The sequence below is a fragment of the Glycomyces luteolus genome (assembly GCF_027622875.1).
In the GTDB taxonomy this organism is placed as follows: Bacteria; Actinomycetota; Actinomycetes; order Mycobacteriales; family Micromonosporaceae; genus Glycomyces; species Glycomyces luteolus.
This window is the reverse complement of the sequence record NZ_JAPZVP010000002.1, coordinates 49,666-66,447: the sequence shown is the minus strand read 5'-3', so window position 1 is coordinate 66,447 and position 16,782 is coordinate 49,666. Positions and strand designations below refer to the sequence as shown.

General features: G+C 71.8%; 14 protein-coding genes. 6 read left to right on the top strand and 8 right to left on the bottom strand.

The window, feature by feature from the left end; genetic code table 11:
* Positions 1-356: 356 nt before the first annotated feature.
* Together O1R50_RS02330 and O1R50_RS02325 are read left to right on the top strand one after the other, a co-directional pair.
* Complete coding sequence (locus tag O1R50_RS02330) at positions 357-1,178, top strand: MHYT domain-containing protein (RefSeq protein WP_270108242.1); 822 nt, start codon at positions 357-359, stop codon at positions 1,176-1,178.
* A gap of 78 nt (positions 1,179-1,256) precedes the next feature.
* Complete coding sequence (locus O1R50_RS02325; protein WP_270108241.1) at positions 1,257-2,342, top strand: MHYT domain-containing protein; 1,086 nt, start codon at positions 1,257-1,259, stop codon at positions 2,340-2,342.
* A gap of 147 nt (positions 2,343-2,489) precedes the next feature.
* Here O1R50_RS02325 and ccsB read toward each other — a convergent pair whose 3' ends face one another.
* From ccsB to O1R50_RS02285, 8 genes are all read right to left on the bottom strand, one after another.
* Positions 2,490-3,455, bottom strand: coding sequence for a c-type cytochrome biogenesis protein CcsB (gene ccsB / locus O1R50_RS02320; protein ID WP_270108240.1), 966 nt, complete (start codon positions 3,453-3,455; stop codon positions 2,490-2,492).
* Positions 3,452-5,047 carry a cytochrome c biogenesis protein ResB gene (resB, locus tag O1R50_RS02315; protein WP_270108239.1) on the bottom strand — a complete coding sequence of 532 codons (1,596 nt, stop codon included), beginning with the start codon at positions 5,045-5,047 and terminating at the stop codon, positions 3,452-3,454. Before resB ends, ccsB begins: the two co-directional genes overlap by 4 nt.
* A 49-nt stretch (positions 5,048-5,096) precedes the next feature.
* A complete protein-coding gene (locus tag O1R50_RS02310; RefSeq protein ID WP_270108238.1) occupies positions 5,097-5,837 on the bottom strand; it encodes a cytochrome c biogenesis CcdA family protein in 741 nt (246 codons plus the stop codon).
* Positions 5,838-5,877: 40 nt separating this feature from the next.
* Positions 5,878-6,036 carry a hypothetical protein gene (locus tag O1R50_RS02305; protein WP_270108237.1) on the bottom strand — a complete coding sequence of 53 codons (159 nt, stop codon included), beginning with the start codon at positions 6,034-6,036 and terminating at the stop codon, positions 5,878-5,880.
* Positions 6,033-6,629, bottom strand: a complete 597-nt coding sequence (locus O1R50_RS02300; protein ID WP_270108236.1) for a TlpA family protein disulfide reductase — start codon at positions 6,627-6,629, stop codon at positions 6,033-6,035. The genes O1R50_RS02305 and O1R50_RS02300 overlap by 4 nt, the downstream gene beginning before the upstream one ends.
* A 2-nt stretch (positions 6,630-6,631) precedes the next feature.
* The gene (locus tag O1R50_RS02295; protein ID WP_270108235.1) at positions 6,632-7,285 is read right to left on the bottom strand and encodes a histidine phosphatase family protein; all 654 of its coding nucleotides are present in this window, start codon (positions 7,283-7,285) and stop codon (positions 6,632-6,634) included.
* Positions 7,282-8,625 (bottom strand): glutamate-1-semialdehyde 2,1-aminomutase, encoded by a 1,344-nt coding sequence (gene hemL / locus O1R50_RS02290; RefSeq protein ID WP_408612580.1) that lies wholly within the window; start codon positions 8,623-8,625, stop codon positions 7,282-7,284. Before hemL ends, O1R50_RS02295 begins: the two co-directional genes overlap by 4 nt.
* A 353-nt stretch (positions 8,626-8,978) precedes the next feature.
* Positions 8,979-10,601, bottom strand: a complete 1,623-nt coding sequence (locus O1R50_RS02285) for an adenylate/guanylate cyclase domain-containing protein (RefSeq protein WP_270108233.1) — start codon at positions 10,599-10,601, stop codon at positions 8,979-8,981.
* A gap of 636 nt (positions 10,602-11,237) precedes the next feature.
* Here O1R50_RS02285 and O1R50_RS02280 point away from each other — a divergent pair.
* The 4 genes from O1R50_RS02280 (at position 11,238) to O1R50_RS02265 (ending at position 16,677) form a co-directional block, all read left to right on the top strand.
* Entirely contained in the window at positions 11,238-12,212 is a 975-nt protein-coding gene (locus tag O1R50_RS02280) for a lytic transglycosylase domain-containing protein (RefSeq protein WP_270108232.1), read from the top strand.
* 72 nt (positions 12,213-12,284) lie between these two features.
* Complete coding sequence (locus O1R50_RS02275) at positions 12,285-13,316, top strand: GNAT family N-acetyltransferase (protein WP_270108231.1); 1,032 nt, start codon at positions 12,285-12,287, stop codon at positions 13,314-13,316.
* Positions 13,317-13,368: 52 nt separating this feature from the next.
* Complete coding sequence (locus tag O1R50_RS02270; protein WP_270108230.1) at positions 13,369-15,138, top strand: potassium channel family protein; 1,770 nt, start codon at positions 13,369-13,371, stop codon at positions 15,136-15,138.
* 291 nt (positions 15,139-15,429) lie between these two features.
* Entirely contained in the window at positions 15,430-16,677 is a 1,248-nt protein-coding gene (locus tag O1R50_RS02265; protein WP_270108229.1) for a trypsin-like serine peptidase, read from the top strand.
* Positions 16,678-16,782: the final 105 nt, after the last annotated feature.

The following is a 16,782-nucleotide window of genomic DNA, read 5'->3' as shown; positions in this document are numbered from 1 at the left end:
ACCGTGTTGCTGGACGAATCCCAAGATACACTGATCTTTCGGACACATGCCTATGCGGTATTCGGCTGTTCGGCCGAGAAGACGGCCTGTTCGGACGACGACCTTGCCCCCGGTCGGGCGCGTCCCATCCCGTGTTCCCGACCGCTCCGCGCTATACGAACCGCAGCGGCGCGAGCACGGTTCGTGTCGGGTGCTCTGCCACCTTAGACCACTCACCGGGTGCGAGCCGGCGAACACGAACGGGGGACAGATCCCCCATAGCGCCCGCAGGTCCGCGCGCGACTCGCACAGGCTGTGCGACACACTTCGCCCTCCATTCGGCACGGTTGACCCACGACCTTCCAGGAGGCAACCCCATGGACCTGCTCGCTGCCGCTCTCGAGCACCACCACTTCACTTACGGCTGGCTCAATCCCGTGATGGGCCTCGCCTTCGCCGCGGCCGGCTCGTACCTCGGCCTGTCGGCTTCCCGCTACGCCCGCGCCGCCGCCTCCCCCGGCGGGCGCTTTCGCTGGACCCTGCTGGCCGCCTTGGCGATCGGCGGGGTCGGCATCTGGATGATGCACTTCATCGCGATGGTCGGCTTCACCGTCACCGGTACCGACATCGCCTACGGCCCCGGGCTCACCGCCGCGTCGTTCGGACTCGCGGTCGCGGCCGTCGGCATCGGGCTGTTCGTGTCCGGAGGCAAGCGCGCCGGCTGGCCGCGCTTGATCCTCGGCGGACTGGTGTGCGGCGCGGGCGTGGTCGGGATGCACTACACGGGGATGGCCGCGGTCGCCACGGGCGGGCGGGTCGTCTACGACCCGCTGCTGGTCGCGGCTTCGGCGGCGGTCGCGGTGGTCGCTTCGACGGTGGCCCTGCGGTTCACGGCCGTGGTCGACCGACGCGGGACGATGGCGCTCGCCGCGGCGGTCATGAGCGTCGCGGTGGTCGGCATGCACTACACCGGTATGGCGGCCGTCGAGGTCGAAGGGCCGGCGAGCGCGGACGTGTCGGGCATCAGCCCGCTCGTGCTGCTGCTGCCGATCCTCATCCTGGCGATGATCGCGATCGTGGGGATGGTGTTCGGTGTGCTGGCCTCGCCAGCGCTCGATTCGACCTCACAACCCGATAACGGTGACCGAAATGACCGTCCTAGTGCAACTGTCCGTCTTGCTGACGCCGCCGGACAGTAGTCGTATAAGTTTCACATCGCGCCGCACCTTAAGCGCAACATTCCGGATACGGGCCGAGCCCGGGGAGGAAGACCACGGATGGAACACGTAAGTCATTTCACTTACGGCTGGATCAACCCCATCATGGCCTTCGGATTCGCCTTCGCGGGTTCGATCCTGGCGCTCATGTGCATGACGCAGGCCCGCCGCCAGGACGGCACGGTGAAGTCCGCCCGCAAGCGGATCCGGTGGATCGCGCTCGCGGCGTTCGCCTTGGGCGGCACCGCGATCTGGATGATGCACTTCACCGCGATGATCGGTTTCAAGGTCATCGACTCGGACATCGGCTACGACCCGCTGAAGACGTTCCTGAGCCTCGTGGCCTCCATCGGCGCCGTGTTCTTCGGCCTGCTGGTGGCGGGCACGGGCCGACGCAACACGGTCGCGAAGATCCTCATGGCCGGTCCCATCACGGGCATCGGCGTCGTCATCATGCACTACTCGGGCATGGCGGCGATCAACGTCTCGGGGCGCATCTCCCACGAGCACAGCTACTTCATCGCCTCGGTGGTGATCGCCGTCGTCGCCGCGACCGCGGCCCTGTTCTGCGGCATGTACCTCGACGGCTGGCGCTGGCAGTCGGGCGCGGCGATCATCATGGCGGCGGCGATCTGCTCGATGCACTTCACCGGCATGGCCGGGGTGCGCGTCCAGCTCGCCAATGAGGGCCGCAACTCGGTGTCGGGCATCGACCCGATCATGCTCATCCTGCCGATCCTCGGCGTCGCGACCATCGGCATCATCGTGCTCCTGTTCGCGCTCATGGGGACCCAGCCGAAGATGGTCACCAAGCGCGAGCAGTTCGGCATCGAGGTCGCCGACGAGGAAGTGCCTCCGACCTCGACGGGCGCGATCCCGGTCGACAAGCTCCGCGGCCCCCAGCCGCGACCGAACCGCCAGGGCGCCCCCAAGCCCGGGCGGGTCCGCAACAGGAGCGAGCGCGCCCAGGGCCACGTCCCGGACCAGCGGACGGCCCCGATCCAGGCGCCGATGGGCAGCCACGACGGCCCGCTCATCGTCCCCGACCGCCCTGGGGCGCACGGGCAGCGCTCGTTCCAGCAGGCGGATCTGGAGCGGACCGCCGAGCACTTCGACATCACCCCGCGGCAGACGCCGCGGCGGTAACGGCTCTCGCACCCGCAAGCAGCGGGAACGGGCGCCCTCCGATCGGAGGGCGCCCGTTCCCGTTCGCCGCCTTGTATTCCGGGGCGGTCCGTTCGCGTTCCGCACCTTATATATATGGAGCCGTCACGCACCGCAGTCCCGCGGGGTCTAGACCCCGGCGTAGGAGTGGAGGCCGGAGAAGACGAGGTTCACCGCGGTGAGGTTGAAGAGCATCACGGCGTAGCCGAGGATCGCGATCCAGGGGGCGTTCACCTTGGCGCTCTTGCCGGAGACGCGGGCGTGCAGGTAGGCCGCGTAGACGACCCAGGCGATGAACGCCCAGACCTCCTTCGGGTCCCAGTTCCAGTAGCGGCCCCACGCGAGGTGCGCCCACACCGACCCCGCGATGATGCCGAAGGTGAGCAGCGGGAACGCGAACACGTGGATCTTGAAGGTCATGCGCTCCAAGGCGGTCGCGTCCGGGAGCCGCTCGGCCACGTTGAGCGGGAAGCGGATCGGCTTGCCGTCGGAGACCTGGCGGTCGTAGCGGCGCTTGAGCAGGTGCAGGATCGCGAAGACGCAGCCGATGAGCAGGATGCCCGAGGAGGCAATCGCGGCCGTCACGTGGATGACGATCCAGTACGAGTCCAGGGCCGGGACCAGTGGTCCCGCTTCGGTGTAGACCCGCACCGACGTGCCGAGGACCATCGTGACCGCGAAGGTCGCGAACAGGCCGAGGCGGCGCGGCACGTTGCCGCGGGAGACGAGGACCAGCCAGGTGACCATGCCCGCGAGCGCCACGCCCACCGTGTACTCGAACATGTTGCCCCACGGCCACCGTCCGGTGTAGACGACGCGGGTGACGATGCTCGCGGCGAGCGCCGCCGTGCCGAGGAAGGTGAGGACCAGGCCGAGGCGGCCCGCGCCGCGCGCGGCGGCCGGGCTGATCGGAGGTTCGGCGGCGACGGGCTCGCCGGCGGCGTCGGCGCCCGGGGCGGCGACGGCCGCGAGCTGCTTGGCGCGCTTGGGCGCGCGCCTGTCGAAGGCGTACTCCACCGCGTAGGCGAACATGGCCCCCGCGTAGATGAGGATGGTGGCGACGAACAGCGCGTTCGCGACTTCGGCCCCGGTCATTGCCGGCCCCCTATCGAGTCGTCGGATTCAGATGCCTGCGGCGGCTCATGGCCGGGCGCGATCGCAGCGGTGAGCTCGTCGCACTCCTCGTCGAGGCCGTCGTAGTCGTTGCGGTTGAGCCCGGCGGTCTCGACGGTCCCGTCGGGGTTCCACCGGATCCAGAAGCGCCTGCGGCGCACCGCGAGCGCGGGCAGCAGGCCGCCCAGGAGCAGGACCGCCCCGGCGAGGACGACGGGGCCGCCCGGGTCGTGGCGCACCTGGAGGACGGCGTACTGCTCGACGCCGTCGAAGGTGAGGCTGGAACCGTCGGGCAGGGTCATCGCGTCGCCGACGCCGATGACCTCGACCTCGTCGTTGACCCGCTCGAGGTTCCCGGAGGCGATCTGGGCCTCGTTGACCGCGTACACCGATTCGGGCTGGCCGTCGGCGAGGCCGAGGTCGCCGGTGTAGGCGGTCAGGGCGAGCACGGGGTTGTTCAGCTCGGGGTCGGTGCCGAGGAGCATCGCGGTCGCGTCGTCGTAGGTGGGCACGAGGATCGCGTCGAAGCCGACCTCGGCGTCCTCGTCGACCGTGCCGGTGGCGGGGTCGACGTTGGCGTCGGGGAACTTGAAGGCGCCCTCGGAGTTCATCGCGGCGTCCATGGCCAGGAACTCCTGGTGGAGCGTCTGCGTCTGGCCGTAGCGGTCGGTGTAGGTGACGACGGCGGTGTAGCCGTGGCCGATGAGGAACACGTTGGTGCCGTCGATGTTCAACGGGTGGTTGACCTCGAGCGCGTAGTCGCCGGACTGCCCGCCCGCCTCGTAGGCGACGGCCGCGTCGTAGGCGGTCGGGCCGCCGTTGGTGAACTCGGCGTCGAAGTCGTCGAGGGTCAGGCAGAACTGCGGGAGGCTGGTCTCGTCGACCCACGCGCCCAGGCCGTACTCGTCGTACTGCTGGAGGTTGTTGCAGTACGACTTGCCCTCGGAGAGGATGCGGTTGCCGTACCAGCTCATGAGGCTGCCGAGCGCGACGCCGACGAGCATGAAGATGATGCTGGAGTGGAAGAGCAGGTTCCCGGTCTCGCGCAGGTGTCCCTTCTCGGCCGCGATCGTGACCGTGCCGTCCTCGGCCTCGCGCACCGTGGTGCGCCAGCGGCGCTGCTTGAGCACGGCGCGGGCCATCGACTGGTTCGCCTCGGAGTCGAGGACCCGGTGGTACGGGAGGATCGACATGCGCCGCGGCGCGTCGGGGACCCTGGCGCGCAGGGCCTTCCAGTGGACGCCGAGGCGCGGCAGGATGCAGCCGACGAGGCTGACCATGAGCAGCAGGTAGATCGCGGAGAACCACGGCGAGGTGTAGACGTCGAAGGCCCACAGCCGGTCGAGCCACGGCGCGAGGTCGGGGTGCTCGTCGTAGTAGCCCGCGACGTCGACGGCGCTGATGGACCGCTGCGGGAACGTCGAGCCGGGGATCGCGGCGAGCGCGAGCGCCAGGAGCAGCAGAAGCGCGGTCCGCATCGCGGTGAGCTGGTGCCACCAGCGGCGGACGAAGGAGCGGAGGCGCTTGAGGGGCTTGGGTTCGGAGCGGGGCGGCGGCGCGAGGACGGCGGTCACGGGCGGGTCACCCCGGTTCCGGCGTTGGCGGGCGGCCGGTCGGCGGTCATCACAGCAGGCTCACCCCGGCTCCTACGGTGGCGCGCAGCCAGTTCGTGAACTCGGTCCAGGCGCCCGTGACGAGGGCGATGCCGACGAGGCAGAGCATGACGCCGCCCGCGATCGAGATCGCGCGGCCGTGGCGCTTGAGGAAGTCGAGGGCCCCGGCGAGGCGGTGCATGCCGACGGCGAAGAGCACGAAGGGCGCGCCGAGCCCCGCGCAGTAGGCGATCATGAGGCCGATGCCGCGGCCGGTGCCGTCCTGGATCACCGCGAGGCTCGTGATCGCCGCGAGCACCGGTGAGGTGCAGGGGATCCAGGAGAGCGCGAAGACCGCGCCGAACAGGGGGGCCCCGGCGAGGCCGACGGCCGGGCGCCATTTGGGGGCGAAGCCGCCGCGGGCGGGGATGAGGCCGATGAACATGAGGCCCATGGCGATCATGACGACCCCGGCCACGGTCTCCAATGTGGAGGAGTTGGTGAGGAGGGCGCGTCCGGCGCTCTGGAGGGCGAACACCACCGTGGTGTAGACCGCGGTGAACCCGGCGACGAACAGGAGCGCGCCCAGCAGGACGCGTCCATTGCGGCGGTCCTTCGCGAGCTCCTGGCCGCTCATGCCGGTCACATAGGACACGTACCCGGGCATGAGCGGGAGCGTGCACGGGGACGCGAACGAGACCAGCCCGGCGAGCGCGGCCACGCCGAAGGCGAGGAGCAGCGGACCGGAGGCGGCGGTCTCGGCGGGGTTCATCGGGCCTCCACGGGGAAGCGGGGCCCGGGAGGGGCGGAGTTCATTCGGACTCCTTGCGCGGCAAGGCGTCCGATGCGCCGTCGAGGCGGCGTTTGACGAGGGTGCCGACCGCGACGGCGGCGAGGGCGGCGGTCCCGGCCATCACGGCGCCCTTGGCGGCCTTGCGGAGGGCGGACTTGGGGGCTGGCGGCGTGCTCATGACGGCTCCAGGGCTTTGCGGACGTCGGCGATGAGGGTCTCGGCGTCGTCGATCGCGCCGCGCCAGATGGAGAAGACCCGGTGCTCGGCGTCGATCACGATGGTGGCGGGGATGTCGTTCGGGGAGAGCCCGTAGTCGACGAACTGGTCGGCGATGCGGCCGGGCTCGTCGCTGATCGAGGGGTAGGGGACGGCCCAGCGGCGCTCGAAGGCCTTCGCGGCGTCCGCGGTGTCGCGGATGTCCACGCCGAGGAACCGCACGTTCTCGGCTTCGAGCTCGGCGGCGGCCTCGGCGAGGTAGGGCGCCTCGGCCACGCAGGGGGCGCACCAGGAGCCCCAGAAGTTGACGACGAGGACCGATCCGGCCCAGTCGTCGGTGTCGATCGGGTTGCCGTCGAGGTCGTCGCCGGTGAGCCGGGGCGCGTCGAAACGCTCTGAGGGTTCCTCCCAGCGGTAGTTCGAGCCGTCGCCCGAGACGTACCGGTCGCGGTTGATCTCGTTGACGCGGTTCGAGTTCTCGCCGCCTGTCCCGGAGCAGGCGGCGAGGGCCAGCAGCGGCACGGCCGCCAGCATCGTCCTCCGCCGCAGGGCCATCGTCAGGCGCCCTTGGCCTTCCGAGCGGACTCGGACTTGAGCAGCAGGTGGGCGGCGGGCTCCGAGTACTCGATGCGGGCGAGCTTGGCGCCGTCGTAGACGAAGCTCGTGATCGAGGCCAGCGAGCACTCGCGATTGCGCGGGTCGTGCCACAGGCGCTTGCGCTCGGCGAAGCGGCGGGCGGTCCAGATCGGCAGCTGGTGGCTGACGAGGACGGCCTCCGAGCCTTCGGCGGCGGTGCGGGCCTGCTCGACGGCGTCCATCATGCGGCGCGCGATGTCGAGGTAGGCCTCGCCCCAGGAGGGGCGGAAGGGGTCGCGGAGGCGCCACCAGTAGCGCGGCTGGCGGAGGGCGCCGTCGCCGACGCCGACCCGCAGGCCCTCGAAGGAGTTGCCGGCCTCGATGAGGCCGTCGTAGGTGGTGACGTCCATGCGGTAGGACGAGGCGACCGGTTCGGCGGTCTCCTGCGCGCGCTGGAGCGGGGAGGCGCCGACGTGGACGACGTCCCGCCCGGCCAGGCGCTCGGCGGCGGCCACGGCCATCTCCCTGCCGAGCGCGGACAGGCCGAAGCCGGGGATGCGCCCGTAGAGGATGCCCTCGGGGTTGTGGACCTCGCCGTGGCGCAGCAGGTGGACGATGGTCGTGGAGCCGCTCATGATCGCACCTTAGCCGCGGCAACGGCCGCTGCGTGCAAGGCCTGTTCGATGTGTGACAGGGCTTCCTCGTCGATCGCGGTCGAGGTGAACCAGCATTCGAAGGCGCTCGGCGGCAGGTAGACGCCTTGCTCGAGCATCGCGTGGAAGAACGCCCCGTACGCCTCGGTGTCCTGGCGCTTCGCGTCAGCGAAGTTCCGGACGGGCCCTTCGCGGAAGCTCTGCTCATTGAAGAAGAAGATGCTGAACAGGTTCGAGGGCGCCGAGACGTAGTGCGGGACACCGGCTTTGGTGAGCGCCTCGGTGGCCATGGCGGCGATAGCGGAGGCGGTGCCGTCGAGCTTCCGGTAGACCTCGGCGTCGCAGTTGCGGAGGGTCGCGAGCCCGGCGGCGACCGCGAGCGGGTTCCCCGAGAGCGTCCCGGCCTGGTAGACCGGCCCGGCCGGGCTGATCAGCGACATCAGGTCGGCGCGGCCGCCGAACGCGGCGGCGGGCAGGCCGCCGCCCATGACCTTGCCGTACGTGTAGAGGTCGGCGGGCGCGGCGAGGCCGCCCGGGCCGACGCGGAAGCCGGTCATGACCTCGTCGGAGATGAGGAGCGCGCCGCGGTCGCGGGCGAGGGCGTAGAGCCGCTCGTTGAAGCCGTCGAGCGGTTCGATCGCGCCCATGTTGCCGGGGAGCGCCTCGGTGATGACCGCGGCGATCTGGCCGGGGTGGGCGGCGAACGCGGCTTCGACGGCGTCGATGTCGTTGTAGGGGACGACGATCGTGTCCGCCGCGGCGGCGGCTGGGACGCCGGGCGAGTCGGGGTGGCCGAGGGTGGCGACGCCCGATCCGGCCTCGGCGAGGAAGTAGTCGGCGTGGCCGTGGTAGCAGCCGGCGAACTTGACGATCTTGTCGCGGCCGGTGGCGGCGCGGGCGAGGCGCACGGCGCTCATGGTGGCCTCGGTGCCGGAGGAGACGAGGCGGACCATCTCGCACGGGGTGCGCTGGACGATGAGCTCGGCGAGCTCGATCTCGCCCACGGTGGGCGCGCCGTAGGAGGTGCCGCGGGCCGCGGCGGCGGTGAGGGCCGCGACGACCTCGGGGTGGGCGTGGCCGAGGATGAGCGGGCCCCAGGAGCCGACGAGGTCGATGTAGACGTTCCCGTCGACGTCGGTCATGCGGGCGCCGGAGGCCTCGCGGATGAAGACCGGGTCGCCGCCGACGCCGCGGAAGGCGCGCACGGGCGAGTTGACGCCGCCGGGGATGACCTGGGCGGCGCGCGCGATGGCGGCTGCGGAGGCGGTACGGGAACGAGCGGCCTGCGGTTGCCTGTCAGTCACGGAGCCAGCATCGCACACGGTGTGCGGGCGAACCGGAATCGGCCCGTACTGCTATCGCCCGGGCCATGCCGATGGCTGCCGCGAGGTCCGGGCGACGCTGGGCAGATCGCGGCGGCTCCGGCCGACGGCCGTCCGCAAACCCCCGCCCGCCGCTAGAAGGGAACGATCAGCGCCCCGCTCGACTCTGGCGCGGGGGTCCGACAGCAACCAGCCCGAAAGCGGGCCGCGCGGTCGAAGTGTCACTCGAAAGAGGTCGCGAAGGCCCGGGCGGAGGCCCCTGCTCGGGCTCGCGTCCCGGCTGGAGCGGCGGCCGGGGCGGCGGGCGGCGCCCGGGGCGCCGGCCGCCGCTGCTGCCGTTCCCGCCCCGCGCGCTAGGCGACCGCCCGCAGGCGCGCGTCCTCGAGTTGGACGGGGTGCACGAGCCGGTCCGCGAGGACCGCGGCGACCGGCGGGCGAGGCTGGGCCCGCTCCGCCCGCTTCAGGTCCGCCTCCGGGGCCGCGCCCGCCAGCAGCCACCGCAGCGGCGCGGGCACCCGGTACACCGCCTGGTCCATCGCGGGCCGCTCGATCACGACGAGCGCGACGTCCACGAGCTCCACGAGCGCCTCCAGGCTCCCGTCCCGCTGCCTGCACAGGTCGAGGACCGCATCGACCGTCGCTCCCTCAGGCCGCGCTGCCAGCTCCAGCAGCACCGCGCGCGCGGGGCCGGAGATCGCCGCGACCGCATTGTCGATCGCGGCCCGGAACCGGCCGCCGCCGTCGAGCGCGCCCGCCGGGTCGTCGCTCAGGTACCGCAGCGCCACCCCGGGCGAGCCGAGCGCGGTCACCTCGGCCAGCGCGGTGAGCGCGGGTACGAAGCCGTCGACGGCGGCCGCGAGCGGGCGGCAGTCCGCGAGGGTCCACGGCGCGCCGCGCTCCTCGCAGTACCCGGCGAGGATCGCGGCGCTCACGTCGTCGGGGGCGAGGCCGAGGGCGCGCTTGGCTTCGCCGGGGAGTTCGAGCGGGCGGGCGCCGACGGCGAGGACGGCGAGGTCGGGGCAGTCTCGGAGGAGCCGTTCGACCTCGGGTGCGTGGGTGCGGTCGAGGTCGTCGAGGACGAGGAGCGCCTTGGATTCGCGGAGGCGGTCGGCGGCGGTGTCGATCGCGGGCCGGAGCGCTTCGGCGCGGCGGCCGAGGGCGTGGAGGAGAGCGGCGCCCAGGTCGTTCCCCGCGCGGCAGTACCAGACGCCGTTCTCGTAGAACGCGAGGCGGCGCCGGGCCCAGGCTTTGGCGACGGTGGTCTTGCCGCAGCCGCCGAGGCCGGTGAGGCTGACGAGGCGGTGGTTGGCGAAGGCGCGGTCGAGTTCGCGGTACTCGCCGGGCCTGTCGACGGGGGTCTTCAGGTCGGCGGGCAGGTGGTGGGTGCGGGGCCGTGCGGGCGGCGGGGGGAACGCGGTGGGCAGGCCTGGTGCGGCGAGTTGGACGAGTTCGGTGGTGGCGGGCAGGCCGCGGAGCTCGAAGTCGCCGAGGCGGTGCACGGCGGCGGGCGGGAGTCCGGCGGCGGCGGCGCAGGCGGCGGAGGCGAGGATCTGGTCGCCGTGCGCGGCGGAGCAGATCCGGGCGGTGCGGTGGACTTCGGGTGTGGCGTAGCCGCCGGCGGAGGGCCAGGCCTCGCCCGTGTGGAGTCCGATGCGGACTCGGGGGCGGAGGCTGCGGCCGTCCTCGTCGGGCCAGTCGGCGGCGCGGAGCGCGTGCTGGATGCCGATGGCGGCGGCGCAGGCGTCCGCGGCGTCGTGGAAGGCGACGAAGAACGAGTCGCCTTCGGTGTCGATCTCGGTGCCGCCGGTCGCGCGCAGGACCTCTCTGACGAGCGCGCGGTGGCGGTGGAGGACGACCCGGTAGCGTTCGGCGCCCAGGCCGGAGGCGAGGCGGGTCGAGCCTTCGATGTCGGTGAACATGAACGTGACGTCGCCGGAGGGCAGCGGGGCGGGCCGGGCGGCGCTGCCGCGGTCCACAGTGTCTCTTTCGACATGGTCCGCCGCTGCACCGGGATCGGCTACATCGGACATATGCCGATATGCCGTCCCGTTGTCCCCGAGGGGAAGGGCAATGGCTGTCAGTGCGGTGTGCGATGCCGTTGTCGTATCCACGTGTCGATCAACTTTCGTTCAGCCCCCGTATGCCGGGCTGTGGCGCGCTGGTGCGCGGGCACAATGCCCAGCGGCCTCACAGTGTCACCCCCATCTCAGTCGGTTACCTGCCGTGATGGGAACTGGCACTCGGTCTGAACGCTGCTTCCAGCGCCGACGCGAATATGAGGCACTCTCGCCGCGGGTTTGCTCGTGGCAACCACCGTCTCCGTTGGGAGAACGAGTCGCGCGCCACTCGGTCGCGGCCGATTTCGGAATTATTGGCGCTCAGACGTTGCCCGCGGGGACGAAACTAGGGAATACTCGCTTTCAGTCCGGTCCCTCGCGAATGCGCCCCGCAATGCCGTCCCATGACGGCCCCGCCGGGTCCGGACGCACACCGACGCCGCGGCACCGGCGCCGGACCCCGCGCCGCAGGCCCTGCCGAGCCTGCGCAACGGCGACGTCCGAGCAGCGCCCCGACCGAGCAGTGCCTCGAGAACGAAAGGACGACCCCCTCCCGTGTGGTTCGCGACCCTCCCCCGCCGCATCGCCGCCCTGCCCCGCCGCGCCCTCAAGGCCCTGCGCCGCAGCCCGCGGCTGCTGTGGCGGGCCGTGAAGGGCAGCCCGAGGGCGCTGTGGCTCGGCGCCAAGGGGCTCTGGCGCGGCGTCAAAGCCGCCGGCAGGGGCCTGCGGGCCGCCTACCGGGGGCTGCGCGCACCGGCCGGGCGGCTCAGCGTCCAGGTCGTCTTCACCGCTATCGCGCTCGCCGGCGCCCTCACCGCGGGCTGGTTCGTCGTCCCCGGCGCCGGGCCCGCCTGGTCCTTCGGCACCGAGCCGACTCCCGAAGCCGAGGAGCCCCCGCTCGTCCTCTCCCCCGAAGGCGCCCTCGACGAGGCCATCGGCGAGGCCCCCGACGCGGGCCTGCCCGCCGAGACCGCGCCCGTCGGCGACACGCTCCAGCCCACCGAGTCCCCCACGGCCGCGGCCACCACCCCCGCCGGTCCCGCCGGCCTCGACGCGTGGGCCGCGGGCCTCACCGACCTCGGCATCCCCCAGCGCGCCCTCGTGGCGTACGGGCGCGGCGAGCTCGTCTCCGCCGCCCAGAACCCCGGCTGCAACCTCTCGTGGACCACCCTCGCTGGCATCGGCGCCACCGAGACCACCCACGGCACCACCGGCGGCAACCAGATCCAGTCCGACGGCACCACCCTGACCGAGATCATCGGCTCCGGGTACGACGAGATGGGCCCCATGCAGTTCCTCCCCAGCACATGGGAGCGCTGGAAGGCCGACGGCGACGGCGACGGCAGGTACAACCCGCACGACATCGACGACGCCGTCACCGCGGCCGCCAACTACCTCTGCCACGACGACCGCGACATGAGCAGACCGGACGGCTGGTACGCAGCCGTCTACAGCTACAACCCACGTGAGGACTACGTCAAGAAGGTCTTCGACCGCGCCGACGAGTACGGCAGGAAGAGCACCGCCTGACAGACCCCCCGAATCGCTGCATGCTGTGAGGAGGGGGTTCCGTTCGGTGACGATTTCGGGTAAGGATAAGAGATGCCCCTGAAGCAGCTCGCTCCCGGCGAGATGACGGCCGACGACCTCCGCGACTGGTGCTCGGTGCTCAACGACATGACCGCGGCGGACATGCCGGCCGAACCGCGCTGGCGCACCGACCGCCTCAGCGACTACCTCACCGGGTCGCTCCCGGACGACCGCCGGTTCCTGTTCATGGACCGCGACGCGGACGGCGAGCTCGCGGGCCACGCCAGCCTCATCCTGTTCGGGGGCGAACAGCGGGGGACCGGGGTCGTGGAGATGTCCACCCGGCCCTCGGCGCGCGGCCGCGGGGTCGGCTCGCGCCTGCTGCGGGCCGTCGCCGAATGCGCGCGCGAGCACGGCTGCAAGACCCTCTCCGTCGAGGTCATCGCCACCACCCCCGCCGTGGGCTTCTACGACCGGCACGGCTTCGCCCGGTCCGTGGTCGAGCAGCGCCACCTCCTGCGCTGGGCCGATATCGACTGGGAGAAGATCGAGCACGCCGCCGGGCGCCTCGCCGCCGGGTACCGCCTCGAATACCACGCCGGGGGCGTCCCCGACCGGCTCATGGACTCCTACGCGGACGTCAAGGCCAACCTGCGCTCGGCGCCCGGGAACGTCGCGTTCGTGCCCGAATGGCGCGGCTCCGCGTACGCCCCGGCCCTGCGCGACTCCTTCCAGACCCTCGCCCGGCGCGGGATGCGCTCGCACATCGCCGTCGCGATCAGCGAGCCGTTCGGGAACGTCGTGGGCCTCACCGAGCTCGTCGTCTCCGCGCAGCGGCCCACCCGCGCCGACCAGTACGACACCGTCGTCGCCCCGCAGCACCGCTCCTACGGGCTCGCGATGACCATGAAGGCCCGGCTCCTCACCGAGCTCCGCCGCGCCGAACCGCAGCTCGTCGACGTCCAGACCTGGACCCTCGAGACCGCCGACGACGTGCGCTGGATCAACGCCGAACTCGGCTTCGTGCACGACGTCGACTGGTACGACTACGAAGCCGACGTCGACCGGCTCCTCGCCCGCCTCGCCCGCCGCGGCGCTAAGTAATCCAAGGCCTTTGGGCCGCAATCGTTTGCGAACAGTCCGTAGAATTCACGAAATGCACCCCCGGCACGCGCGCTACGACGACGGCCCCTCCGAGCGCCGCGTCATCGTCGTGGGCGACAACGGACTGACCCTCCGCTTCATCAAGCACCTCATCGAGCGCTACGCGTTCCAGGTCACCGCGGTCTTCCCCGAAGGCCCCGGCGGCCAGCGCGAGGAGATCCGCCGCGAGGCCGAGGTCAACCGCAAGCTGCAGGTGTTCAGCCAGCCCGAGGTCACCGCCGACACCGTGCGGCAGGCCGGGCTCACCGACGCCTACGCGGTGGCCCTCATGGACCAGAACGACGTGGGCAACCTCCATCTGGCGCTGAAGATCCGCGAGATGTCGCACTACCTCGGCGACGAGTCCCTGCCGCGGCTCGTCATCCGCATGTACAACAGCGGGCTGCGCGCGAACATCCAGAAGCTCCTCGGCGACGACGAGGACGGCGTGTACGTGAAGTCGGACGCCGACATGGTCGCCGACACGTACGCGCTCGCGGCGCTCCAGCAGCTGCCGCCCGGCGAGATCAGCATCTGGGGCCGCCGGCTGTACCTGTCGCGGCAGCGCGAGGAGCGCGCCCAGGCGCAGTGGGTGGTCGCGGGCGGGAACCAGGCGGGGATCGAGCTCATCCCCGAGGACGACGACGAGGCGCTGCGGTACCTGTGGCTGTCGCCCGACAGGAGGCAGGGGCGGCTGCGGCCGCGGCTGACCAACGCGACGCTCGCGGTGAAGGAGGCGCTGAGCGCGCTGCGGGGCCTGCTCACCAAGAGCCTGGTGGTGCTCGCGCTCGTGCTGTTCGCGGTGTTCGCGTTCGGGTTCGTGGTGCTGCAGTTCTGGCCGAGCGGCGCGAACCGGCCCGACGGCGAGGGCGAAGTGGTGTACCTGCTCGCGCTGATGGCGGGCGGCGGCATCGACCCCGACATGACCGCCGGGCGGCTGCTGAAGGTGACGCAGGCGGTGGTGGTGCTGACCGGTTCGCTGCTGATCCCGTTCGCGACCGGTGCGATCGTGCAGGCCGTCGTGGACCGGCGGTACGCGCTGTCGGAGGGCCGCCGGACCCGGCAGGTCCGCGAGCACGTGATCGTGGTCGGCTTGGGCAACATGGGGACCCGCGTGGTGGAGCGGCTGCGGGAGAGCAAGATCCCGGTGGTCGCGATCGAGAAGAACCGCGACGCGATGGGCGTGCGGGCCGCGCGGGCCAAGGGCGCGCAGGTGCTGCTCGGCGACGGGTCGAACCAGGAGATCCTGGAGGAGGCCAACATCAAGCACTGCCGGTCGCTGGTGGCGATGGCCAAGCAGGACGAGGCGAACCTCGAGACGGCGCTGTCGGGCCTGGAGTGCAATCCGAAGCTGCGCACGGTGATGCGCATCTACAACCCGGAGTTCGCGGCGCTGATCCGCCAGAACCTGAACCGGGCCACGCCGCCGCAGGGGGCGCCGCCGCACGCGTCCTACAGCGCGCCGGAGGTGGCCTCGGCGAGTTTCGCGCAGGCGCTGACCGACGACAAGGTGCTCGTGACGATCCCGGTGCGCGGGCACATCGCGTACATCGAGGCGTTCGAGGTCGGCGAGGGCTCGATGATGGACGACGCGGCGGCGCACCGGGCCACGAAGGCGGGCTCGCACCGGCTGATCGCGGTCAAGCGCGCGGGCGGGACCGTCAGCTGGAACCCGGACGCCGCGTTCCGGGTCGGGCACGGCGACACGCTCCTCGTGGTGGCGACGCGCAAGGGCCTCAACGACATCCTGGAGCGCTGCCGCCCGGGCGGGGCGGACTGGTAGACCCCGGCGGGTTCCGGCGGCCGCTGCGGGGCGGTGGGAGCGCTGGGCAGCGGTCTCCTGGATCGGTGCCGGGGGCGGCGGGATCCGGGCGCGATGCCTACAAGGGACGGACGGGCAACCGCGCGGGCGGGACCGGTGCGCGGCGGACCGCCGACGGCCCGGCCGGTGATGGGCCGCGGACGATCCCTGTGACCCGCGCCTTCCCGCCCTTTCGTGGCGCAACTTCCGCCAGTCTCGCTCGTTGAACGGTCGATACATCTCTCACGAAAGGGGCCGACCGTGGCGGCAAGCGTGCGGAAACCACGAACGGGGCATGGCGGGACCGAACGCAAGCGCCGCAAGCTCATCCTGGCGGCGGCGGCCGGATCGATCGCGCTGGGCGGGGCGGCGTTCGTGGTGCCGAGCGCGTTCGCCGAGGACGAGGCGGCAGCGGTCCTCGACGACGCCCTGGGCGAGACCGTCGAGCTCCTGCCAGTGGAGGACGAGCTGCTCGGGATGGTCGGCGTCGGCGAGGTCGCCGAGTTGCGCGAGTCGCTGACGTACGCCGACGACGCCGACGTCCTGAAGCTCACGGACCCCGACGCGGGCTACGTCAAGGTCCACTTCGAACGGCTGCTGCTGGACACGGGCGACTTCGTGACGGTCTCGAGCCCCGACGGCGCCGAGTCGTACCGGTACGAGGAGTCGCTGATCGACCAGTGGGCGACCTCGATCACCGGCGACACCGCGGTCGTGGAGCTGCACCGCGAAACCGAGGGCGGCGGTTCGTCGGCGCTCGGCGCGCTGATCGACAAGGCCGCGTACGGGTTCACCGCGGAGGAGGTCGACGGGCTCGCGCAGGAGCGGGCCGGCCGGGCCCGGCCGGAGGAGAGCATCTGCGCGGGCGACGAGAAGCGCTCCTCGGTCTGCTACCGCACGTCCTACCCGAACGTGGTGGACCACGCGGAGCCGGTGGCGCGCCTGCTCATCGACGGGACCGTGCTGTGCACGGCGTTCCGGGTGGGCGAGGGCAACCGGCTGCTGACCAACCACCACTGCTTCACCGAGACGCAGGAGGCGCAGGCGACCGAGGTGTGGTTCGGGTACGACTGCGTGGCGTGCGGCGCGGACCTCGCGAACGCTCCCGTGAAGGTCCACGGCTCGGAGGTGCTCGCAACCTCGGGGCCCCTGGACTACACGCTGTTCACCGTGGACGAGTTCGAGCGGATCGAGCGGTTCGGGTACCTGGAGCTCTCGGACCGGGCGGCGCGCATCGGCGAGGCGATCTACATCCCGCAGCACCCGGCCGGGCGGCCCACCGAGATCGCCATGGAGTCCTCAGTGGACGGCGGCAACTGCGTCGTCAAGCACGAGACCTATGACGGCTACGTCGCCGACAGCGACATCTCCTACTACTGCGACACCGAGTTCGGGTCCTCCGGGTCCCCGGTCCTCTCCCGCGACACCCACGAGGTGATCGCCCTGCACCACTTCGGCGGCTGCCCCAACTCGGGCGTGAACGTCCAACTCATCCAGAAGGAGATCGGCCACCTGATCTGACCGGTCGAGACGGCGAGCGGGGGGGGGGGGGGGGGGGGGGGGCCCGCCCCCCCCGCCGCGGGGGGACCCAAAGTCGGGGGGGGGGGCGGGGCGCCAACATAGGGG